This window comes from Klebsiella oxytoca, assembly GCF_009707385.1.
In the GTDB taxonomy this organism is placed as follows: Bacteria; Pseudomonadota; Gammaproteobacteria; order Enterobacterales; family Enterobacteriaceae; genus Klebsiella; species Klebsiella oxytoca_C.
On the sequence record NZ_CP046115.1, the window covers coordinates 291,776 to 315,167 of the forward strand.

General features: G+C 54.6%; 17 protein-coding genes and 3 rRNA genes. 14 read left to right on the forward strand and 6 right to left on the reverse strand.

The genetic code is table 11. The features are described 5' to 3' along the window. Positions 1-33: 33 nt before the first annotated feature. From hemE to GJ746_RS01400, 5 genes are all read left to right on the forward strand, one after another. Complete coding sequence (hemE, locus tag GJ746_RS01380; RefSeq protein ID WP_154678601.1) at positions 34-1,098, forward strand: uroporphyrinogen decarboxylase; 1,065 nt, start codon at positions 34-36, stop codon at positions 1,096-1,098. Between the two features lie 9 nt (positions 1,099-1,107). Continuing rightward, positions 1,108-1,779, forward strand: coding sequence for a deoxyribonuclease V (nfi, locus tag GJ746_RS01385; RefSeq protein WP_154678602.1), 672 nt, complete (start codon positions 1,108-1,110; stop codon positions 1,777-1,779). 42 nt (positions 1,780-1,821) lie between these two features. Beyond that, on the forward strand, positions 1,822-2,412 hold the full coding sequence (locus GJ746_RS01390) for a YjaG family protein (protein ID WP_154678603.1): 591 nt from the start codon (positions 1,822-1,824) through the stop codon (positions 2,410-2,412). 186 nt (positions 2,413-2,598) lie between these two features. Beyond that, positions 2,599-2,871 carry a nucleoid-associated protein HU-alpha gene (gene hupA / locus GJ746_RS01395; RefSeq protein WP_002884342.1) on the forward strand — a complete coding sequence of 91 codons (273 nt, stop codon included), beginning with the start codon at positions 2,599-2,601 and terminating at the stop codon, positions 2,869-2,871. Positions 2,872-2,883: 12 nt separating this feature from the next. Beyond that, entirely contained in the window at positions 2,884-3,576 is a 693-nt protein-coding gene (locus tag GJ746_RS01400; protein ID WP_154682615.1) for a DUF1481 domain-containing protein, read from the forward strand. A gap of 3 nt (positions 3,577-3,579) precedes the next feature. Here the strand turns inward: GJ746_RS01400 and zraP are convergent, their stop codons facing one another. Beyond that, positions 3,580-4,008: a zinc resistance sensor/chaperone ZraP gene (gene zraP / locus GJ746_RS01405; RefSeq protein ID WP_154678604.1), complete on the reverse strand. Its 429-nt coding sequence runs from the start codon at positions 4,006-4,008 to the stop codon at positions 3,580-3,582. Positions 4,009-4,258: 250 nt separating this feature from the next. Here zraP and zraS point away from each other — a divergent pair, with 250 nt between their 5' ends. Then, on the forward strand, positions 4,259-5,647 hold the full coding sequence (zraS, locus tag GJ746_RS01410) for a two-component system sensor histidine kinase ZraS (RefSeq protein WP_154678605.1): 1,389 nt from the start codon (positions 4,259-4,261) through the stop codon (positions 5,645-5,647). After that, entirely contained in the window at positions 5,644-6,975 is a 1,332-nt protein-coding gene (gene zraR / locus GJ746_RS01415; RefSeq protein ID WP_154678606.1) for a sigma-54-dependent response regulator transcription factor ZraR, read from the forward strand. Before zraS ends, zraR begins: the two co-directional genes overlap by 4 nt. On the opposite strand, the gene purD is transcribed toward zraR, so the two are convergent. Beyond that, positions 6,972-8,264, reverse strand: a complete 1,293-nt coding sequence (gene purD, locus GJ746_RS01420) for a phosphoribosylamine--glycine ligase (RefSeq protein WP_154678607.1) — start codon at positions 8,262-8,264, stop codon at positions 6,972-6,974. The two genes, zraR and purD, sit on opposite strands and share 4 nt — an antisense overlap. A 15-nt stretch (positions 8,265-8,279) precedes the next feature. Beyond that, the gene (purH, locus tag GJ746_RS01425) at positions 8,280-9,869 is read right to left on the reverse strand and encodes a bifunctional phosphoribosylaminoimidazolecarboxamide formyltransferase/IMP cyclohydrolase (protein WP_154678608.1); all 1,590 of its coding nucleotides are present in this window, start codon (positions 9,867-9,869) and stop codon (positions 8,280-8,282) included. Between the two features lie 630 nt (positions 9,870-10,499). Between purH and GJ746_RS01430 the strand changes: the two genes are divergently transcribed. The 3 genes from GJ746_RS01430 (at position 10,500) to rrf (ending at position 15,456) form a co-directional block, all read left to right on the forward strand. Next, positions 10,500-12,039: ribosomal RNA gene (locus GJ746_RS01430) — 16S ribosomal RNA — on the forward strand. Positions 12,040-12,237: 198 nt separating this feature from the next. Then, positions 12,238-15,142 (forward strand): 23S ribosomal RNA (locus GJ746_RS01435). A gap of 198 nt (positions 15,143-15,340) precedes the next feature. After that, positions 15,341-15,456, forward strand: a 5S ribosomal RNA gene (gene rrf, locus GJ746_RS01440). Together the 16S, 23S and 5S rRNA genes form the textbook arrangement of a ribosomal RNA operon. 99 nt (positions 15,457-15,555) lie before the next feature. Here rrf and GJ746_RS01445 read toward each other — a convergent pair. Continuing rightward, positions 15,556-15,993 (reverse strand): acetyltransferase, encoded by a 438-nt coding sequence (locus GJ746_RS01445; protein ID WP_154678609.1) that lies wholly within the window; start codon positions 15,991-15,993, stop codon positions 15,556-15,558. Between the two features lie 156 nt (positions 15,994-16,149). Between GJ746_RS01445 and metA the strand changes: the two genes are divergently transcribed. The 4 genes from metA (at position 16,150) to aceK (ending at position 22,076) form a co-directional block, all read left to right on the forward strand. Continuing rightward, a complete protein-coding gene (gene metA / locus GJ746_RS01450) occupies positions 16,150-17,079 on the forward strand; it encodes a homoserine O-acetyltransferase MetA (RefSeq protein WP_154678610.1) in 930 nt (309 codons plus the stop codon). A gap of 258 nt (positions 17,080-17,337) precedes the next feature. Beyond that, on the forward strand, positions 17,338-18,939 hold the full coding sequence (gene aceB / locus GJ746_RS01455; protein ID WP_154678611.1) for a malate synthase A: 1,602 nt from the start codon (positions 17,338-17,340) through the stop codon (positions 18,937-18,939). Positions 18,940-18,973: 34 nt separating this feature from the next. Next, positions 18,974-20,278: an isocitrate lyase gene (gene aceA, locus GJ746_RS01460; RefSeq protein ID WP_154678612.1), complete on the forward strand. Its 1,305-nt coding sequence runs from the start codon at positions 18,974-18,976 to the stop codon at positions 20,276-20,278. Positions 20,279-20,333: 55 nt separating this feature from the next. After that, on the forward strand, positions 20,334-22,076 hold the full coding sequence (gene aceK / locus GJ746_RS01465; RefSeq protein WP_154678613.1) for a bifunctional isocitrate dehydrogenase kinase/phosphatase: 1,743 nt from the start codon (positions 20,334-20,336) through the stop codon (positions 22,074-22,076). Between the two features lie 15 nt (positions 22,077-22,091). Here the strand turns inward: aceK and GJ746_RS01470 are convergent, their stop codons facing one another. Together GJ746_RS01470 and iclR are read right to left on the reverse strand one after the other, a co-directional pair. After that, positions 22,092-22,496: an ASCH domain-containing protein gene (locus GJ746_RS01470; protein ID WP_154682616.1), complete on the reverse strand. Its 405-nt coding sequence runs from the start codon at positions 22,494-22,496 to the stop codon at positions 22,092-22,094. Positions 22,497-22,505: 9 nt separating this feature from the next. After that, on the reverse strand, positions 22,506-23,333 hold the full coding sequence (gene iclR, locus GJ746_RS01475) for a glyoxylate bypass operon transcriptional repressor IclR (RefSeq protein WP_154678614.1): 828 nt from the start codon (positions 23,331-23,333) through the stop codon (positions 22,506-22,508). Positions 23,334-23,392 lie beyond the last annotated feature (59 nt).

Here is a 23,392-nt window from a genome sequence, read left to right on the forward strand (position 1 = left end):
AACTTGGCGCATCAACGCTAAAGGAATGTAAAAATGACCGAACTGAAGAACGATCGCTATCTGCGCGCGCTGCTACGCCAGCCGGTTGATGTCACCCCGGTGTGGATGATGCGCCAGGCGGGCCGCTATTTACCGGAGTACAAAGCCACCCGTGCGCAAGCGGGGGACTTTATGTCGCTGTGTAAAAACGCTGAGCTGGCCTGTGAAGTGACGCTGCAGCCGCTGCGCCGCTATAAGCTCGACGCGGCCATTCTCTTCTCGGACATTCTCACTATCCCGGATGCCATGGGGCTGGGGCTCTATTTCGAAGCCGGAGAAGGTCCGCGTTTTACCTCGCCGATTACCTGTAAAGCGGATGTTGATAAATTACCGATCCCCGATCCGGAAGGTGAGCTTGGCTATGTGATGAACGCCGTGCGCACCATTCGCCGCGAACTGAAAGGCGAAGTGCCGCTGATCGGTTTTTCCGGTAGTCCATGGACGCTGGCGACCTATATGGTTGAAGGTGGAAGTAGCAAAGCGTTTACGGTGATCAAAAAAATGATGTATGCCGAGCCGCAGGCCCTGCATGCGCTGCTCGACAAGCTGGCGAAAAGCGTCACGCTGTATCTGAATGCGCAGATCAGAGCGGGCGCGCAGTCGGTGATGATTTTTGATACCTGGGGCGGCGTGCTGACCGGCCGGGATTATCAGCAGTTCTCGCTCTATTACATGCATAAAATCGTCGATGGTCTGCTGCGCGAAAACGATGGGCGCCGCGTGCCTGTGACACTGTTTACCAAAGGCGGCGGACAGTGGCTGGAAGCGATGGCGGAAACCGGCTGCGATGCGCTGGGCCTCGACTGGACCACCGATATCGCCGACGCCCGTCGCCGGGTCGGTCATAAAGTTGCCCTGCAGGGAAATATGGACCCCTCAATGCTGTATGCCCCTCCGGCGCGTATCGAAGAAGAAGTGGCGACGATTCTCGCCGGATTTGGTCAGGGTGAAGGGCATGTCTTTAATCTCGGACACGGAATTCATCAGGATGTCGACCCGGAACACGCGGGCGTATTTGTGGAGGCGGTGCACCGGCTGTCGGCGCAATACCACCGTTAAGGAGTGAATATGGATTTGGCAGCGCTACGCACCCAGCAGCTCAGCCTGGCGGCATCGGTAGAACGAGGCGATCGGTTCGAACAAGACCCACCAACGCTGATTGGCGGGGCGGATGTCGGATTTGAACAAGAGGGAGAGGTGACCCGGGCGGCGATGGTCCTGCTGAGCTATCCCTCTCTGGAGCTGGTGGAATATCAGATTGCGCGCGTCGCGACTACGATGCCCTATATTCCTGGTTTTCTCTCTTTTCGAGAAACTCCTGCGCTGCTGGCAGCGTGGGAGCAGCTTTCGCAAAAACCAAATCTCTTATTCGTTGATGGCCACGGGATTTCTCACCCGCGCCGCCTCGGTGTCGCCAGCCATTTTGGCCTGTTAGTGGATGTTCCTACTATCGGCGTAGCGAAAAAACGTCTGTGCGGTAAGTTTGAGCACCTGGGAGATGAGCCCGGCGCGCTGGCGCCATTGTTGGATAAAGGCGATCAGCTGGCGTGGGTCTTGCGCAGCAAAACGCGCTGTAATCCGCTGTTCGTCAGCACGGGACATCGCGTTGGTCTTGATAGCGCGTTGATGTGGGTGGAACGCTGCCTGAAAGGCTATCGTCTCCCTGAGCCGACGCGCTGGGCTGATGCGGTGGCATCCCGCCGTCCGGCATTTGTGCGTTGGCAAGCAAATCAGGACTGATTCAGGTACACTGCGGCTAATTTCTGACTTCGAGAATTCATCATGTTACAAAACCCGATTCACCTGCGTCTGGAGAAGCTGGATAGCTGGCAGCACGTGACTTTTATGGCCTGCCTGTGCGAGCGGATGTATCCCAACTACGCTATGTTCTGCCAGCAAACGGAGTTTGCCGATGGCCAGCTCTATCGCCGTATCCTCGATCTAATCTGGGAAACGCTGACGGTAAAAGACGCGAAGGTGAATTTCGACAGCCAGCTGGAAAAGCTGGAAGAGGCGATTCCGGCCGCAGATGATTACGATCTGTACGGCGTTTATCCGGCGATCGATGCCTGCGTTGCATTGAGTGAACTGATTCATTCACGGCTGAGCGGCGAAACCCTCGAACATGCCATCGAAGTCAGCAAGAGCTCGATCACTACCGTCGCAATGCTGGAAATGACTCAGGCTGGTCGCGAAATGACCGATGAAGAGCTCAAAGAAAACCCGGCTATTGAGCAAGAATGGGATATCCAGTGGGAGATTTTCCGTCTTCTGGCCGACTGTGAAGAACGCGATATTGAACTGATCAAAGGGCTGCGTGCAGACCTCCGCGAGGCCGGCGAAAGCAATATTGGTATAAATTTTCAGCAATGAGACCAGAAAACGTGATTTACCGCCTCAATTGTAGCGTCTGAAGGCTTCCATTCCGCCCCCCGTCTGGTCTACATTTGGAGGGCGAAAAAACGTGGCTATCGGTGCGTGTATGCAGGAGAGTGCTTTTCAGGCATTTCCGTCGCACTCGATGCTTAGCAAGCGATAAACACATTGTAAGGATAACTTATGAACAAGACTCAACTGATTGATGTAATTGCGGACAAAGCTGACCTGTCCAAAGCGCAGGCAAAAGCTGCTCTGGAATCTACCCTGGCTGCAATTACCGAGTCTCTGAAAGAAGGTGATGCTGTTCAACTGGTTGGTTTCGGTACCTTCAAAGTGAACCACCGCGCTGAGCGTACTGGCCGCAACCCGCAGACCGGTAAAGAAATCAAAATCGCCGCAGCTAACGTGCCGGCATTTGTTTCTGGTAAGGCTCTGAAAGACGCAGTTAAGTAAGACCGCGTGGCAGTGTACAGTTTTATTGAAGGGGCTTGTCGGCCCCTTTTGTCTATCTGGCGCCGCAAGCTGGCGCTGGTGGGCGTATTGCTGCTCACTGCCTGCAGCCATAACTCTTCTCTCCCGCCGTTTACCGCCAGCGGATATGCGGATAACCAGGGAGCGATGCGTATCTGGCGCAAAGATTCCGACGGTGAGGTGCATCTTCTTGCCGCCTTCAGTCCATGGCGTCACGGTAATACCTCGACCAGCGAGTACCGCTGGCAGGATGATCAGCTCGCGCTGATTGAACTCAACGTCTACGGCAAACCTCCGGAACATATTCGCGCCCGCTTTGATGCTCAGGGTGAGCTCAGCTTTATGCAGCGCGAAGTTGATGGCCAGAAGCAGCAGCTTTCCAGCGATCAGGTCGCGTTATATCGCTATCGGGCGGAACAGATACGCCAGACCAGCGATGCCCTGCGTCAGGGACGCGTTACGCTGCGTCAGGGGCGCTGGCATGCCAACAAGACGGTAACGACCTGCGAAGGTCAGACCGTGAAGCCTGACCTCGACACGTCGGCGCTCGCGCATATTGAACGCCGCCAGCGTCACTCATCCGTTGAGGTGAGCGTAGCGTGGCTGGAAGCGCCGGAAGGCTCTCAACTGCTGCTGGTGGCAAACGAAGACTTCTGTACCTGGCAGCCGACTGAAAAAAGCTTCTGAGCCTTACCAGTGGTTCATTCCCATATGACCGCCACCGCAGCCCCCACGTCCCATACCCTCGCCACGAGGAATACCTGCGTCAGCTAACGCGAGATCAAATTTAACCCGCTGCTGGGCCAGCTTCTGACCGAGAACTTCCATTTCCCCGGCGACGGATTCGATTTTTGCGCTGTCAGGCCTATCCGCGGTTAACAGCGCATTATATTCGTAGCGTTTTGATATGAGCTGCTGACGCAAAGCGCGGGTTTGTTCATAGAAATCATTATGCAGCTTCTGGGCAGTGGCCTGCTGGTCGGCCGTGAGCTGGCTATAGCCCTGGGGGCTCATAGCGTTACCGTTATTCCAGTGGTGCCTTGCCCAGGCTGAGCTACTGCCGAAAGTCAGGGCGGCGAGGGTAATCAGCGTTAGGGGAAGTTTTTTGTTCCGTCTCATAGTTTATTCTCCTGGCTTATGGTTACTGACTGATTTGCATCTTCCATGCCAGGAAGAAAAATCCGCAGGATGTAGGGGGGTAAGTGACTTCTGCAGGCGCAAGCGAGTAAAAATGACCCGCCGCATCCTTTACTGTGGGTCATTTTTACTCGATCGCCTTCCCGGTTTGTGCCCGAGGAGCGGTTAGATGAGGCGGAAAAATGGCATGATTTCTGCTGTGCTATGCGCTGTCTGAGGAAAGGGAGTTGTCATGAAGGTGATGCGGTTGTCTAAGGATTCCGTCGCCGTTGGGCTGAGCTGGTTGTTAACCGGCCTTATCTTGCTGCTGGTATGCCTGTTTTCCGCGTTAATCGTGCGCGACTATGGCCGTGAAAATGAAGCCGCACGCCAGACTATCCAGGAAAAGGGCAGCGTGCTGATTCGCGCTCTTGAGTCCGGAGCGCGCGTGGGGATGGGAATGCGTATGCATCATACCCAGCTGCAGGCATTGCTGGAGGAAATGGCCTGGCAGCCCGGCGTGCTGTGGTTCGCGGTGACGGATGAGCACGGTAAAATTATCGCCCATAGCGACCCGCGGCGAGTGGGGGAAGAGCTCTATTCTGCCAGCGCGATGCGTGAATATAATATCGGTCCCGAGGAGCGCTGGCGACGCCTTGAACAGCCAGAGCCAGCGTTAGAGGTCTATCGCCAGTTTCGCCCGCTCAACGGCGGTGGACATCATATGCGCATGATGATGCGCCGCGAATCAGCCGAACTGCGTACTCAGGTTCCCCAGTTCATTTTTATTGCTTTTGATACGCGTGAGCTGGATGCCAACCATGCCCGCAGCCTGCGTAATACGGTCATTATGCTCTGTGCTGCGGGCGTAGTGATGGCGGCAACGGTGCTGGCGCAGTTCTGGTTTCGCCGCTACCAGCGGTCGCGCAAGCTGCTGCAGGAGGCGACGGCGCGTAAAGAAAAACTGGCGGCGCTCGGTCATCTGGCCGCAGGCGTCGCCCATGAAATTCGCAACCCGCTCTCCTCCATTAAAGGGCTAGCGAAGTATTTCGCTGAACGCACCCCGCCCGATGGAGAAGCGCATCAGCTTGCTCAGGTGATGGCGAAAGAAGCCGATCGTCTGAACAGAGTCGTGAGCGAACTGCTGGAACTGGTGCGTCCGGCGCATTTAAAATATCAATCCATTGATCTGAATGAAGTGATTACCCATTCGCTTCAGCTGGTTAGCCAGGATGCTGCCAGCCGGGCAATAACCCTCCAGTTTACCGCCCAGCCCGCGCTAAGCCGCATTCAGGCCGATCCTGATCGTTTGAAACAGGTGCTGCTGAATCTTTATCTCAATGCCATCCACGCCATTGGCCGCGATGGCGTAATTACGGTGTCGGTGAGTGAATGTGGCGACGGGCGAGTGAAGGCAAGCGTTGCGGATAGCGGCAAGGGGATGACCGCGGAGCAGCTACAGGCCATCTTCACCCCGTACTTCACGACCAAGGCCGACGGTACCGGGCTGGGTCTGGCAGTGGTGCAGAACATTGTTGAGCAGCACGGCGGGACCATCTACGCTGAGAGCAGCCCCGGCAAGGGCGCGCTATTTACGCTCTATTTGCCGGTTAATGGGCAACAGAAGGATGAACAAGGATGAGTGGCGAGCAGGTCGATATTCTGGTGGTGGACGATGACATCAGCCACTGCACTATCTTACAGGCGTTATTACGGGGCTGGGGATACCGGGTTGTGCTGGCTCATAACGGTGTACAGGCGCTGGAGCAGGTGCGTGAGAAGGTGTTCGATCTGGTGCTTTGCGATATCCGCATGGCGGAGATGGACGGCATCGAAACGCTGAAAGAGATCAAGACTTTGAATCCGTCGATTCCCGTTCTGATCATGACCGCGTACTCCAGCGTCGATACCGCGGTGGAGGCGCTGAAGTCCGGCGCGCTCGACTACCTGATTAAGCCGCTGGACTTTGACAAGCTGCAGCAGACGCTGTCCGGGGCGTTAGCGCATACGCGTTTGAACGAGCCCCTCACCGCAGGTTCTCCTGCAAACCAGTTTGGCATGGTAGGCGATAGCCCGGCGATGCGGGCGTTGCTGAACAATATCGCCCTGGTTGCCCCTTCTGATGCGACGGTATTAATTCACGGCGAGTCGGGAACCGGTAAAGAGCTGGTCGCGCGAGCGCTGCACGCCAGCAGCGCTCGCAGCCGTAGACCGCTGGTGACCCTCAACTGTGCGGCGCTTAATGAATCACTGCTGGAGTCGGAGCTGTTTGGTCACGAGAAAGGTGCCTTTACCGGGGCGGACAAACGGCGAGAAGGGCGCTTTGTTGAAGCGGACGGCGGCACGCTCTTCCTGGACGAGATTGGCGATATTTCGCCCCTGATGCAGGTGCGCCTGCTGCGAGCCATTCAGGAACGCGAAGTGCAGCGCGTTGGCAGCAATCAGACTCTGTCGGTGGATGTGCGGCTAATTGCCGCTACCCACCGGGATCTAGCCGAAGAAGTCAGCGCCGGGCGTTTTCGCCAGGATCTATACTACCGCCTGAACGTCGTGACTATTGATATGCCGCCGCTACGCCAACGGCGGAAAGATATTCCTCAACTGGCGCGCTATTTCCTGCAACGTTACGCTGAGCGAAACCGCAAAGCGGTACAGGGATTTACTCCGCAGGCGATGGACTTACTGATTCACTATGCATGGCCGGGAAACATTCGCGAGCTGGAGAATGCGGTGGAGCGGGCGGTGGTCTTGCTGACCGGAGAGTATATTTCTGAACGCGAGCTGCCGCTGGCGATTGCCGGTACGCCGGTTGCGGACGTGCCGCACGGCGATGATGTTATTCAGCCGCTGGTGGAGGTAGAGAAAGAAGCGATCCTCGCGGCGCTCGAAAAAACGGGCGGCAACAAAACTGAAGCCGCCCGTCAGCTGGGCATTACGCGCAAAACGCTGCTGGCAAAACTCAGCCGTTAGCTGTTTTGCTCACGCTCAATCGCGCGCCAGCCGATGTCGTTACGACTAAAGCTGCCGTCCCAGCGGATATCGCTCATCAGGGCGTAAGCGCGATTTTGCGCTTCAGCGACGGTGCGGCCCAGCGCGGTAGCGCACAGCACCCGACCGCCGCTGGTCAAGACGCGATCGTCGTCAGCAAGTTTGGTTCCGGCGTGGAAGACCTTACCGTCAGCCGATTCTTCCAGCGGCAGGCCGTGGATCTCATCGCCGGTCTTGTAGCTGCCCGGATAGCCACCGGCGGCGATCACGACGCCCAGCGAGGCGCGCTCGTCCCATTCGGAAGTTTTCTCGTCCAGCTTACCGTCGCAGGCGGCGAGGCACAGATCCACCAGATCCGATTTCATGCGCAGCATGATCGGCTGGGTTTCCGGATCGCCAAAGCGACAGTTGAACTCAATAACCTTCGGATTGCCCTGTTTGTCGATCATCAGGCCCGCATAGAGGAAACCGGTGTAGGTGTTTCCTTCCGCTGCCATACCTTTTACGGTTGGCCAGATAATGCGTTCCATGGTGCGCTGATGAACTTCATCGGTTACCACCGGTGCCGGTGAGTAAGCGCCCATACCGCCAGTGTTAGGCCCGGTATCGCCGTTACCCACGCGTTTGTGATCCTGGCTGGTGGCCATCGGCAGCACGTGCTCGCCGTCGACCATCACGATAAAGCTTGCTTCTTCGCCGTCGAGAAACTCTTCAATGACGATGCGGTGTCCGGCGTCGCCAAAGGCGTTACCTGCCAGCATGTCGTGAACGGCGGCTTCCGCTTCTTCCAGCGTCATGGCGACAATCACGCCCTTGCCGGCGGCCAGGCCGTCGGCCTTGATAACGATGGGCGCGCCTTTCTCACGCAGGTACGCCAGCGCGGGCTCGACTTCGGTGAAGTTCTGGTATTCCGCCGTCGGAATGTTATGGCGGGCAAGAAAATCTTTAGTAAAGGCTTTGGAACCTTCCAGCTGCGCGGCGCCTTCGGTTGGACCGAAGATTTTCAGCCCGGCGGCGCGGAATGCATCCACCACGCCAATCACCAGCGGCGCTTCCGGGCCAACGATAGTCAGATCAATCTTCTCATTCTGAGCAAAAGCCAGCAGAGCAGGGATATCGGTGACGCCAATAGCCACATTTTGCAGCGCCGGTTCCAGCGCGGTGCCCGCGTTACCCGGGGCGACAAAAACGGTATCGACTTTTGGCGACTGCGCCGCTTTCCAGGCCAGGGCGTGCTCGCGGCCGCCGTTGCCAATAACTAATACTTTCATCGTCTGCTCCGTGAATTAATGGCGGAAGTGGCGCATGTCGGTGAAGATCATCGCGATACCGTGTTCATCGGCGGCGGCAATCACCTCTTCGTCGCGGATAGAACCGCCTGGCTGAATGACGCAGCTCACGCCAACGGCAGCGGCGGCATCAATACCGTCGCGGAACGGGAAGAAGGCGTCGGAGGCCATCGCCGAACCTTTCACTTCTAGTCCCTCATCACCGGCTTTAATCCCGGCGATTTTGGCTGAATAAACGCGGCTCATCTGGCCTGCGCCTATCCCAATGGTCATGTTCTCTTTGGCATAAACAATGGCGTTAGATTTTACGAATTTCGCCACTTTCCAGCAGAACAGCGCATCGCGCAGCTCCTGCTCGGTCGGCTGGCGTTTGGAAACCACGCGCAGTTCGCCTTCCGTGACCATACCCAGATCGCGATCCTGAACCAGCAGGCCGCCGTTAACGCGCTTGAAGTCCAGACCCGGCACGCGCTGAGTCCATTGTCCGCAGGTCAGGACGCGAACGTTTTGCTTAGCGGCAGTGATGTTCAGCGCTTCTTGTGTGGCAGACGGTGCGATGATCACTTCAACAAACTGACGGGAGATGATGGCCTGCGCGGTTTCGGCATCCAGTTCGCGGTTAAACGCGATGATGCCGCCAAACGCGGAGGTCGGGTCGGTTTTATATGCGCGATCGTAGGCATCAAGAATAGAAGTGCTTACCGCCACGCCGCACGGGTTAGCATGCTTCACGATAACGCAGGCCGGTTCGCTGAACTCTTTCACACACTCAAGCGCCGCGTCGGTATCGGCGATGTTGTTATAGGAGAGGGCTTTGCCCTGAACCTGCTGTGCGGTCGCTACAGAAGCTTCTTTAACCTCTTCTTCTATATAGAAGGCGGCCTGCTGGTGGCTGTTTTCGCCGTAGCGCATATCCTGCTTCTTAATGAAGTTCAGGTTCAGGGTACGCGGGAAACGGCCAGCGGCTTCTTTACTCTCGCCGTGATAGGCCGGCACCATGCTGCCAAAGTAGTTGGCAATCATGCTGTCATAGGCGGCGGTATGTTCGAATGCTTTAATGGCGAGATCGAAACGAGTATCCAGCGTCAGGGAGCCTTCGTTGGCATCCATCTCCTGGATAATGGCCTCGTAGTCGCTGCTCTTCACCACGATAGCGACGTCTTTATGGTTTTTTGCCGCAGAGCGCACCATGGTCGGGCCGCCGATATCAATGTTTTCTACCGCGTCTTCCAGAGAACAACCCTCGCGAGCAACGGTTTGAGCAAACGGATACAGGTTAACAACCACCATATCAATAGGCGCGATCCCGTGTTGCTCCATAATGCCGTCATCCTGGCCGCGACGGCCAAGAATACCGCCGTGGACCTTCGGATGCAGGGTTTTCACGCGTCCATCCATCATTTCCGGGAAACCGGTGTAGTCAGAGACTTCGGTCACCGGCAGGCCTTTATCTGCCAGCAGGCGAGCGGTGCCGCCGGTGGACAGCAGCTCGACACCACGAGCGGAAAGCGCCTGCGCGAATTCGACGATACCGGCCTTGTCAGAAACACTGAGCAGAGCGCGGCGGACTGGACGACGTTGTTGCATGGTATTAAATCCCCAGGATTTGAACATTACAGAGAGCGTTAGGTGAGTTTTTGTCTAAAAACTCACCTAACGCACCCAACCGGGCATCCTTGTTATAGCGCGGCATTGTAACGAAAACGTTTGCGCAACGCTCGCGAATTTTTATCTTTCTCTTTTTAGCCCCGAATGACGACTTATGATAGAGAGGCGAAATGGCCTTTCTTAGGGGGGCATCGTCCGCTATCTGTGGATAATTCTGTGTGTAACAGGGTATAAAGTGGGGTTTTGCTGGGGAATGCAGCAGTCAGTCATTTTTCTGCAATTTAACTATTGCGGATGCCCGGGAACTCCCTATAATGCGCTCCCACTGACCCGGCAGATGTGAATCACTTCACACAAACAGCCGGTCGGTTGAAGAGAAAAAATCCTGACATTCAGGGTTGACTCTGAAAGAGGAAAGCGTAATATACGCCACCTCGCAACGGTGAGCGAAAGCCGCGTTGCACTGCTCTTTAACAATTTATCAGACAATCTGTGTGGGCACTCAAAGTGACATGGATTCTTAACGTCTTCGGACGAAAAATGAATACCAAGTCTCAAAGAGTGAACACGTAATTCATTACGAAGTTTAATTCTGTGAGCATCAAACTTAAATTGAAGAGTTTGATCATGGCTCAGATTGAACGCTGGCGGCAGGCCTAACACATGCAAGTCGAACGGTAGCACAGAGAGCTTGCTCTCGGGTGACGAGTGGCGGACGGGTGAGTAATGTCTGGGAAACTGCCTGATGGAGGGGGATAACTACTGGAAACGGTAGCTAATACCGCATAACGTCGCAAGACCAAAGAGGGGGACCTTCGGGCCTCTTGCCATCAGATGTGCCCAGATGGGATTAGCTAGTAGGTGAGGTAACGGCTCACCTAGGCGACGATCCCTAGCTGGTCTGAGAGGATGACCAGCCACACTGGAACTGAGACACGGTCCAGACTCCTACGGGAGGCAGCAGTGGGGAATATTGCACAATGGGCGCAAGCCTGATGCAGCCATGCCGCGTGTATGAAGAAGGCCTTCGGGTTGTAAAGTACTTTCAGCGGGGAGGAAGGTGTTGTGGTTAATAACCGCAGCAATTGACGTTACCCGCAGAAGAAGCACCGGCTAACTCCGTGCCAGCAGCCGCGGTAATACGGAGGGTGCAAGCGTTAATCGGAATTACTGGGCGTAAAGCGCACGCAGGCGGTCTGTCAAGTCGGATGTGAAATCCCCGGGCTCAACCTGGGAACTGCATTCGAAACTGGCAGGCTGGAGTCTTGTAGAGGGGGGTAGAATTCCAGGTGTAGCGGTGAAATGCGTAGAGATCTGGAGGAATACCGGTGGCGAAGGCGGCCCCCTGGACAAAGACTGACGCTCAGGTGCGAAAGCGTGGGGAGCAAACAGGATTAGATACCCTGGTAGTCCACGCTGTAAACGATGTCGACTTGGAGGTTGTTCCCTTGAGGAGTGGCTTCCGGAGCTAACGCGTTAAGTCGACCGCCTGGGGAGTACGGCCGCAAGGTTAAAACTCAAATGAATTGACGGGGGCCCGCACAAGCGGTGGAGCATGTGGTTTAATTCGATGCAACGCGAAGAACCTTACCTGGTCTTGACATCCACAGAAGTTTTCAGAGATGAGAACGTGCCTTCGGGAACTGTGAGACAGGTGCTGCATGGCTGTCGTCAGCTCGTGTTGTGAAATGTTGGGTTAAGTCCCGCAACGAGCGCAACCCTTATCCTTTGTTGCCAGCGGTCCGGCCGGGAACTCAAAGGAGACTGCCAGTGATAAACTGGAGGAAGGTGGGGATGACGTCAAGTCATCATGGCCCTTACGACCAGGGCTACACACGTGCTACAATGGCATATACAAAGAGAAGCGACCTCGCGAGAGCAAGCGGACCTCATAAAGTATGTCGTAGTCCGGATTGGAGTCTGCAACTCGACTCCATGAAGTCGGAATCGCTAGTAATCGTGGATCAGAATGCCACGGTGAATACGTTCCCGGGCCTTGTACACACCGCCCGTCACACCATGGGAGTGGGTTGCAAAAGAAGTAGGTAGCTTAACCTTCGGGAGGGCGCTTACCACTTTGTGATTCATGACTGGGGTGAAGTCGTAACAAGGTAACCGTAGGGGAACCTGCGGTTGGATCACCTCCTTACCTGAAAGAACCTGCCTTTGTAGTGCTCACACAGATTGTTTGATAAATAATAAATTTCAAAATGTACTGTTAAGTACATTGTGAAATTTTGCTCTTTAAAAATCTGGATCAAGCTGAAAATTGAAACGACACACAGTTAAAGTGTGTTCGAGTCTCTCAAATTTTCGCAATCAGAAGTGAAACATCTTCGGGTTGTGAGGTTAAGCGACTAAGCGTACACGGTGGATGCCCTGGCAGTCAGAGGCGATGAAGGACGTGCTAATCTGCGAAAAGCGTCGGTAAGGTGATATGAACCGTTATAACCGGCGATGTCCGAATGGGGAAACCCAGTGCAATTCGTTGCACTATCGTTTGATGAATACATAGTCAAACGAGGCGAACCGGGGGAACTGAAACATCTAAGTACCCCGAGGAAAAGAAATCAACCGAGATTCCCCCAGTAGCGGCGAGCGAACGGGGAGCAGCCCGGAGTCTGAATCAGCGTGTGTGTTAGTGGAACGGTCTGGAAAGTCCGACGGTACAGGGTGATAGTCCCGTACACCAAAATGCACATGCTGTGAACTCGAAGAGTAGGGCGGGACACGTGGTATCCTGTCTGAATATGGGGGGACCATCCTCCAAGGCTAAATACTCCTGACTGACCGATAGTGAACCAGTACCGTGAGGGAAAGGCGAAAAGAACCCCGGCGAGGGGAGTGAAAAAGAACCTGAAACCGTGTACGTACAAGCAGTAGGAGCCTCCATGTGGGGTGACTGCGTACCTTTTGTATAATGGGTCAGCGACTTATATTCTGTAGCAAGGTTAACCGTATAGGGGAGCCGCAGGGAAACCGAGTCTTAACTGGGCGTTAAGTTGCAGGGTATAGACCCGAAACCCGGTGATCTAGCCATGGGCAGGTTGAAGGTTGGGTAACACTAACTGGAGGACCGAACCGACTAATGTTGAAAAATTAGCGGATGACTTGTGGCTGGGGGTGAAAGGCCAATCAAACCGGGAGATAGCTGGTTCTCCCCGAAAGCTATTTAGGTAGCGCCTCGTGAACTCATCTTCGGGGGTAGAGCACTGTTTCGGCTAGGGGGTCATCCCGACTTACCAACCCGATGCAAACTACGAATACCGAAGAATGTTATCACGGGAGACACACGGCGGGTGCTAACGTCCGTCGTGAAGAGGGAAACAACCCAGACCGCCAGCTAAGGTCCCAAAGTCATGGTTAAGTGGGAAACGATGTGGGAAGGCCCAGACAGCCAGGATGTTGGCTTAGAAGCAGCCATCATTTAAAGAAAGCGTAATAGCTCACTGGTCGAGTCGGCCTGCGCGGAAGATGTAACGGGGCTAAACCATGCACCGAAGCTGCGGCAGCGACACGATGTGTTGTTGGGTAGGGGAGCGTTCTGTAAGCCGTTGAAGGTGGCCTGTGAGGGCTGCTGGAGGTATCAGAAGTGCGAATGCTGACATAAGTAACGATAATGCGGGTGAAAAACCCGCACGCCGGAAGACCAAGGGTTCCTGTCCAACGTTAATCGGGGCAGGGTGAGTCGACCCCTAAGGCGAGGCCGAAAGGCGTAGTCGATGGGAAACAGGTTAATATTCCTGTACTTGGTGTTACTGCGAAGGGGGGACGGAGAAGGCTATGTTGGCCGGGCGACGGTTGTCCCGGTTTAAGCATGTAGGCGGAGGCTCAGGTAAATCCGAACCTTATTAACGCTGAGGTGTGATGACGAGGCACTACGGTGCTGAAGTGACAAATGCCCTGCTTCCAGGAAAAGCCTCTAAGCATCAGGTAACACGAAATCGTACCCCAAACCGACACAGGTGGCAGGTAGAGAATACCCAGGCGCTTGAGAGAACTCGGGTGAAGGAACTAGGCAAAATGGTGCCGTAACTGCGGGAGAAGGCACGCTTGATGGTAGGTGAAGTGACTTGCTCATGGAGCTGAACTCAGTCGAAGATACCAGCTGGCTGCAACTGTTTATTAAAAAACACAGCACTGTGCAAACACGAAAGTGGACGTATACGGTGTGACGCCTGCCCGGTGCCGGAAGGTTAATTGATGGGGTTATCCTCGCGGAGAAGCTCTTGATCGAAGCCCCGGTAAACGGCGGCCGTAACTATAACGGTCCTAAGGTAGCGAAATTCCTTGTCGGGTAAGTTCCGACCTGCACGAATGGCGTAATGATGGCCAGGCTGTCTCCACCCGAGACTCAGTGAAATTGAACTCGCTGTGAAGATGCAGTGTACCCGCGGCAAGACGGAAAGACCCCGTGAACCTTTACTATAGCTTGACACTGAACACTGGTCCTTGATGTGTAGGATAGGTGGGAGGCTTTGAAGTGTGGACGCCAGTCTGCATGGAGCCATCCTTGAAATACCACCCTTTAATGGCTGGTGTTCTAACGTGGGCCCGTAATCCGGGTTGCGGACAGTGTCTGGTGGGTAGTTTGACTGGGGCGGTCTCCTCCCAAAGCGTAACGGAGGAGCACGAAGGTCAGCTAATCCTGGTCGGACATCAGGAGGTTAGTGCAATGGCATAAGCTGGCTTGACTGCGAGCGTGACGGCGCGAGCAGGTGCGAAAGCAGGTCATAGTGATCCGGTGGTTCTGAATGGAAGGGCCATCGCTCAACGGATAAAAGGTACTCCGGGGATAACAGGCTGATACCGCCCAAGAGTTCATATCGACGGCGGTGTTTGGCACCTCGATGTCGGCTCATCACATCCTGGGGCTGAAGTAGGTCCCAAGGGTATGGCTGTTCGCCATTTAAAGTGGTACGCGAGCTGGGTTTAGAACGTCGTGAGACAGTTCGGTCCCTATCTGCCGTGGGCGCTGGAGAATTGAGGGGGGCTGCTCCTAGTACGAGAGGACCGGAGTGGACGCATCACTGGTGTTCGGGTTGTCATGCCAATGGCATTGCCCGGTAGCTAAATGCGGAAGAGATAAGTGCTGAAAGCATCTAAGCACGAAACTTGCCCCGAGATGAGTTCTCCCTGACTCCTTGAGAGTCCTGAAGGAACGTTGAAGACGACGACGTTGATAGGCCGGGTGTGTAAGCGCAGCGATGCGTTGAGCTAACCGGTACTAATGAACCGTGAGGCTTAACCTTACAACGCCGAAGATGTTTTGGCGGATTTGAGAGACGATTTTCAGCAATGATTCAGAGTTGAGTACGCAATAATTTGCGCAGCAGCAAGGCGACAAGCGAAGGAAAGGCAGGAGCATACTGAAGTATGTGACTGGCTTTGCGAGCGCGGGCAACGCAGCTGATGCGATAAAGAATTGCGTACTGAGCACAAAGAATTTGCCTGGCGGCAACAGCGCGGTGGTCCCACCTGACCCCATGCCGAACTCAGAAGTGAAACGCCGTAGCGCCGATGGTAGTGTGGGGTCTCCCCATGTGAGAGTAGGGAACTGCCAGGCATCAAACCAGTGAAGAGCCCATCCTGACGGATGGGCTTTTTGCGTTTTTGTCGTCTGAAACTGCCGGAGATGGGGTTTCCCTCACATCCGGCCCGTATCTTACTCATGTACCAAATTCAATAACGGATACGGTTTTCCCAGATCGTCCGTCTCAGAACGTCCTGTCACTTTAAAACCCATTCTCTTATAAAACCCGACCGCCTGTTCATTCTGCTCGTTAACGTTGGTCGTCAGTCTGGGCGCTAACGTCAAGGCGTGTTTAATCAACAGCTTACCCACGCCACAGCCGCGAACGGCAGGATCAACAAATAACGCATCCATATGTTCCCCCGTTAGAAGCATAAAGGCGACAGGCTCATCTTTCTCCGTTACTGCCACCCAGAGCGGCGCTTCGGGTAAAAACGAGCTCACCAGCTTTTCAAGCTCCGCTCTGTACTCTTTCGACAGGAAATCGTGCGTTGCATCGACCGATCGGCACCAAATCTCAATCAGCTTTTTCCCTTCATCATGCCGTGAACGACGGATACTAATAACCATATTTGCTCCTTTTATTTGTTCTTATATTCTAACGTAAATATCGCCGTGAAATTTTTTCACCCTGCACATGCAGGCTCGACATTCGCTTTATTCCTGGGTATCTTCAGCTATCTGGATGTCTAAACGTTTATACGTATGCTATGAGGTAATAAAGTTATGCCAATTCGGGTGCAGGACGAGCTACCGGCCGTCAATTTCTTGCGTAATGAAAACGTCTTTGTAATGACGACGACTCGCGCGACGACTCAGGAAATCCGCCCGCTGAAGGTGCTTATTCTTAATCTGATGCCGAAGAAGATCGAGACGGAGAATCAGTTTCTGCGTCTGCTTTCCAATTCGCCATTACAGCTTGATATCCAGCTGCTGCGCATCGATGCGCGTGAATCGCGCAATACCCCAGCCGAACATCTGAACAATTTCTACTGCAACTTTGAAGATGTTTGCGATCAGAACTTTGATGGCCTGATTGTTACCGGTGCACCTTTAGGATTGGTTGAGTTTAATGATGTTGCCTACTGGCCGCAGATTAAACAGGTACTGGAATGGGCTAAAGATCATGTCACCTCAACGCTGTTTGTCTGTTGGGCGGTACAGGCCGCCCTCAATATCCTCTACGGTATTCCTAAACAGACCCGCTCAGAAAAGATTTCAGGTGTATATGAACACCATATCCTGCAACCCCATGCTTTGTTAACCCGCGGCTTTGACGATAGCTTTCTTGCACCGCATTCGCGCTATGCTGATTTCCCGGCAGCACTGATTCGCGACTACACCGATCTGGAGATTCTGGCGGAGACGGAAGAGGGTGATGCCTACCTGTTCGCCAGCAAAGATAAGCGTATCGCCTTCGTGACCGGCCATCCGGAATATGATGCCAATACTCTGGCCTGCGAGTTTTTCCGCGATGTGGAAGCGGGAATCGATCCGCAGATTCCGCATAACTATTTTCCGCAAAACGATCCGCAGAACAAACCGCGAGCCACCTGGCGCAGCCATGGTAATCTGCTGTTTATCAACTGGCTGAATTATTACGTCTATCAGATAACGCCATACGATCTACGTCATATGAATCCAACGCTGGATTAATCTTCTACATAACGCGATCCTAAAGCGTTTCAGCATTTTGCCTCTGGCACCTTCGGGTGCTTTTTTATTTCCGAAACGCAGCTCATATTGTAATTAAACTTTATTTATATTGTTATCAATGGGTTAATTTATAATTAAATTAAAAATGGAAATTGTTTTTGATTTTGAAAAATAAATGCGTAGTCTTAATTGTGCTGAACGAAAACCACACAACGATCTAACGTTCGCGCCAACTGGATCAACCAAGAGGAGCAGCATATGACGCAGCAGGCGACAATTACTGACGAACTGGCTTTTAGTCAGCCATATGGCGAGCAGGAGAAGCAAATTTTAACGCCTGAGGCAGTAGAATTTCTTACCGAACTGGTGAGCCGCTTCACGCCTGAGCGCAACAAACTACTGGCGGCACGCATCCAGCAGCAGCAGGAAATTGATGACGGAAAGCTTCCTGATTTTATTGCGGAAACAGCTTCCATTCGTAATGGTGACTGGAAGATCCGCGGTATCCCGCAGGATTTACAGGATCGCCGGGTAGAAATTACCGGCCCGGTTGAGCGCAAGATGGTTATTAATGCGCTGAATGCGAACGTGAAAGTCTTTATGGCGGATTTCGAAGACTCGCTGGCTCCTGAATGGAGCAAAGTCATCGATGGGCAGATCAACCTGCGCGATGCGGTGAACGGCACCATTAGCTACACCAATGAGGCAGGCAAGATTTATCAGCTCAAGCCGAACCCGGCATTATTGATCTGCCGAGTGCGCGGTCTGCATTTGCCGGAAAAACACGTAACGTGGCGCAGAGAAGCCATCCCTGGCAGCCTGTTCGACTTTGCTCTCTATTTTTTCCACAACTACAAAGCGCTGCTGGAAAAAGGTAGCGGACCCTATTTCTATCTGCCAAAGACCCAGGCCTGGCAGGAAGCGGCGTGGTGGAGCGATGTCTTTAGCTTTACGGAAGATCGTTTTGAGCTGCCGCGCGGCACCATCAAAGCCACGTTGCTGATTGAAACGCTGCCCGCCGTATTCCAAATGGACGAAATCCTGCACGCCCTGCGCGACCATATTGTTGGCCTGAACTGCGGACGCTGGGACTACATCTTCAGCTATATCAAAACGCTGAAGAATCACCCGGACCGGGTTCTGCCGGACCGTCAGGTGGTGACGATGGACAAGCCTTTCCTGAGTGCCTATTCGCGGCTGCTGATTAAGACCTGCCACAAGCGCGGTGCGTTTGCGATGGGCGGCATGGCGGCATTTATCCCCAGCAAAGATGCTGAGCGAAACAATCAGGTTTTGAACAAGGTAAAAGCGGACAAATCGCTGGAAGCCAATAATGGTCATGATGGCACCTGGATCGCGCATCCGGGGCTGGCGGATACCGCGATGGCGGTCTTCAACGAAGTGCTGGGCGAGAAGAAAAACCAGCTATTTGTGACTCGTGATAACGATGCGCCGATTACCGCCGAGCAGCTGCTGGCTCCCTGCGAAGGCGAACGAACCGAAGAGGGTATGCGCGCCAATATTCGCGTGGCGGTACAGTACATCGAGGCCTGGATCTCTGGTAATGGCTGCGTGCCGATTTACGGCCTGATGGAAGATGCGGCAACGGCCGAGATCTCCCGCACTTCCATCTGGCAATGGATCCATCATGAGAAAACCCTTAGTAACGGCACTCCGGTAACTAAAGCGCTGTTCCGCCAGTGGCTGGCCGAAGAGATGCAGGTGATTCAGGATGAACTAGGCGAGCACCGTTTCAGCAGCGGACGTTTTGATGAAGCCGCTCGTCTGATGGAACAGATCACCACTTCTGATGAACTTATCGATTTCTTAACTCTGCCGGGTTACCGCCTGCTGGCCTAAATTACCCACAATTCACCCTATGGAGCATCTGCACATGAAAACTCGTACCCAACAAATCGAAGAATTAAACAAAGAGTGGACTCAACCGCGCTGGGAAGGCATTGAACGCCCATACAGCGCCGAAGATGTGGTGAAACTACGCGGCTCGGTTAACCCGGAATGTACCCTGGCGCAGCTTGGTGCGGCAAAGATGTGGCGACTGCTGCACGGTGAAGCGAAAAAAGGTTACGTCAACAGCCTGGGGGCGCTGACCGGTGGGCAGGCTCTGCAGCAGGCGAAGGCGGGCATTGAAGCGATTTACCTTTCAGGCTGGCAGGTGGCGGCTGATGCCAACCTGGCCTCCAGCATGTATCCGGATCAATCGCTCTATCCGGCTAACTCGGTACCGGCGGTTGTCGATCGGATCAACAATACCTTCCGCCGCGCGGATCAGATCCAGTGGTCTGCGGGCATTGAACCGAACGATCCGCGCTATACCGATTACTTCCTGCCGATCGTCGCCGACGCTGAGGCGGGGTTTGGCGGCGTTCTTAATGCGTTTGAGCTAATGAAATCGATGATTGAGGCTGGTGCAGCGGCCGTACACTTCGAAGATCAGCTGGCATCGGTGAAAAAGTGCGGCCATATGGGCGGCAAAGTGTTGGTACCCACGCAGGAGGCGATTCAGAAGCTGGTTGCCGCGCGTCTGGCAGCAGACGTTATGGGCGTGCCAACGCTGGTTATCGCCCGCACTGATGCTGATGCGGCGGATTTAATTACTTCCGATTGCGACCCGTACGATCGCCAGTTCATCACCGGGGAGCGTACCAGCGAAGGTTTTTTCCGTACCCATGCCGGTATCGAACAGGCGATCAGCCGCGGGCTGGCCTACGCGCCGTATGCCGACCTGGTGTGGTGTGAAACCTCCACCCCGGACCTGGAGCTGGCGCAGCGCTTTGCCGACGCGATTCACGCGAAATATCCGGGCAAATTGCTGGCTTACAACTGCTCGCCGTCGTTTAACTGGCAGAAAAAGCTGGATGATAAAACCATCGCCAGCTTCCAGCAGCGGCTGTCGGATATGGGCTACAAGTATCAGTTCATCACCCTGGCCGGTATCCACAGTATGTGGTTCAACATGTTCGACCTGGCGCACGCCTACGCCCAGGGAGAAGGTATGAAGCACTATGTTGAGAAGGTCCAGCAGCCGGAGTTCGCGGCGGCGAAAGATGGCTACACCTTTGTTTCTCATCAGCAGGAGGTCGGCACCGGCTACTTCGACAAGGTCACCACCATTATCCAGGGCGGAGCCTCGTCAGTAACGGCGTTAACCGGTTCAACAGAAGAAGCTCAGTTCTGATAATTTCCCCCTCTCCCTCTCTCCGGGGGGAGAGGGATGGGTGAGGGGGGAAGATATGACGCGTGGCCTGGAATTATTGATTGCTCAAACTATCTTGCAGGGTTTTGACGCCCAGTACGGGCGTTTTCTTGAAGTGACATCCGGTGCCCAGCAGCGCTTTGAACAGGCTGACTGGCATGCCGTCCAGCAGGCAATGAAGCAGCGTATTCATCTCTACGATCACCACGTCGGCCTCGTTGTCGAACAGCTGCGTTGTATTACCGATGGCAAAAATACCGATAGCGATTTTTTGCTGCGGGTGAAAGAACACTATACCCGCCTGCTGCCTGATTACCCTCGCTTTGAAATTGCGGAGAGCTTTTTCAACTCCGTCTATTGCCGGCTGTTTGACCACCGCTCGCTGACTCCCGAGCGGCTGTTTATTTTCAGTTCGCAGCCAGAGCGGCGTTTACGCTCTATTTCACGTCCGCTGAGCAAGGATTTCTTTCCAGAGCACGGCTGGGAGCCTCTGCTACGCAAGGTGTTATCCGACCTTCCTCTTCGTCTACCGTGGCAAAACAGGGCGCGCGATATTGGTTATATTACCGCTTGTCTGCAGGAAGCGCTCGGCAGCGAGCTGCTCTCCCGGTCGCACCTGCAGGTGGCGAATGAACTCTTTTATCGTAATAAGGCGGCCTGGCTGGTAGCTAAGCTTGTCACGCCCATGGCGACGCTGCCTTTTCTTCTGCCAATTCATCGTACCGATGAAGGTGAGCTGTTCATTGACGCCTGCCTGACTACCCATGCTGAAGCGAGCATCGTTTTTGGCTTCGCCCGCTCCTATTTTATGGTTTATGCGCCGCTGCCCGGCGCGTTGGTCGAGTGGTTGCGCGAGATTCTGCCGGGTAAAACCACCGCTGAACTGTACATGGCGATTGGCTGTCAGAAACACGCGAAAACGGAGAGCTATCGCGAATACCTGCACTATATTTCCCACAGCGATGAGCAGTTTATAGAAGCTCCGGGGATCCGCGGGATGGTGATGCTGGTGTTTACTTTGCCCGGATTTGACCGGGTTTTTAAGGTGATTAAAGACCGCTTTGCGCCGCAAAAGGAGATGACCGCCGCTCACGTACGCGCCTGCTATCAGCTGGTTAAAGAGCACGATCGCGTGGGGAGAATGGCGGATACCCAGGAGTTTGAAAACTTTGTGCTGGATAAACGGCAAATTGCGCCTGAACTCATGGCCCTGCTACAAACCGAGGCCGGAGAGAAAATCACCGACCTCGGCGATCGGATCGCCATCAGCCATCTCTATATCGAGCGCCGGATGGTGCCGCTTAATATCTGGCTGGAGCAGGTGGATGGCCAGGCGCTACGCGATGCGGTAGAGGAGTACGGTAACGCGATTCGTCAGCTGGCTGCTGCCAATATTTTTCCCGGCGATATGCTATTTAAAAACTTTGGCGTTACGCGTCATGGTCGGGTGGTGTTTTACGATTACGATGAAATTTGCTACATGACGGAAGTGAATTTCCGCGAAATACCACCAGCGCGTTATCCGGAAGATGAGCTGGCCAGCGAGCCCTGGTACAGCGTCTCGCCGGGAGATGTTTTTCCGGAAGAGTTTCGCCACTGGCTGTGCGCTGACCCGCGCATCGGACCGCTATTTGAAGAGATGCATGCCGATCTGCTGCGCGCCGACTACTGGCGGGAGCTACAAACGCGCATTCGCAACGGCCATGTGGAAGACGTTTACGCCTATCGCCGCCGCCAGCGCTTTTGCGTGCGCTATGGCAACCTGCAGCAGGCGGGATAAACAGGTAAGTCTGGTTCAGGCCACTTCAATAACGGCAAATTCTTCGTACACCAGCTCCATATCCGGCGCCCAGGTGCCTTCGCGTTCAAAAAACGCCCGATGCGCGGATTGCCAGTAAGCGAGGCTCAAATCACCTTCGCCTTCCAGCGCGGCCAGCTCTGCGCTCATTTCGTTAAATCGGATGAGCCTGAGCGCCATGGTGCGTATCACGCATACGGCTTTGCCCTGGCCGTCCAGCACAATGTGGTATGCTCCCGGCGTCACGGGCGGCTGTTCTTGCTGATAGCTGGCAAGCGAGCAGCAGGTGCCGCGCTTTTTCCCGGCGACAACCAGAGCTGCCAGCTCGTCGGCCAGCGGCGGTGAATCGCCGAATGACCAGCAGAAAGCGGAAGGGTATTTATCCTGCCAGTATGATTTCAGATCGCTCAATTATCGTACTCCACCATATGCCAGCGTCACTTCTTTCGCCGCCTTGATCACCATCGCACCGAACTCGGTGACGCGGTCATCGGTAATGCGGGAAACAGGCCCGGAGATAGAGATGGCGGCAAACGGTTCACGATGTTCGTCATAAATGCATGACGCTACGCAGCGCAGGCCAAGAGCGTGCTCTTCGTCATCAAACGAGTAGCCGCGCTTACGCGTCTGGGCCAAATCTTCTTTCAGATGCACCGGTGATACCAGCGTGGCGTGGGTATAAGCATGCAGACCTTTACGGTGCAGCAGGCCGGTAACCTGTTCTTCGCTCAGCTGCGACAGAAACGCTTTCCCCGCGCCGGAGGCGTGCATTGGCAGCTTACCGCCAATCGGCGCCGACATACGCATCAGCTGCGTGCACTGTACCTGGTCGATAATAATCGCCTGGTGGTCGCTCTGATCCAGCACCGCAAGATTGACCGTCTCGCCGGAGTCTTCCATCAGTTGTCGCAGAATGGGGTGGACGATCGCTAACAGATTACGGCTTTGCAGAAAGCTGCTGCCGACGATAAAAGCATGCGCCCCTACCGACCAGTGTCCCAGCTCTCCGACCTGACGAACGAAACCCAGCTGCTGCATGGTCGTCAGTAAGCGGTGAGTCGTTGAATTAGGTAAACCGGCCTGCTGGGCTAGTTCGGTCAGCGCTACGCTGCCGTGAGCCTCTGAAATCCATTCGAGCAGCTTCAGTCCGCGGGTCAGGGACTGAACTTGTCCGCCAGCCGGAGCGGCGGCGGGAGAGGCAGGTTTTCTGCCGCGTTTTGCGGGTGCGGGGGTCGCCATCGCGGACTCCTTTTTTCTGTATCGTGGAAATGATTTTCGTTTTATTTGGCGATAATGCA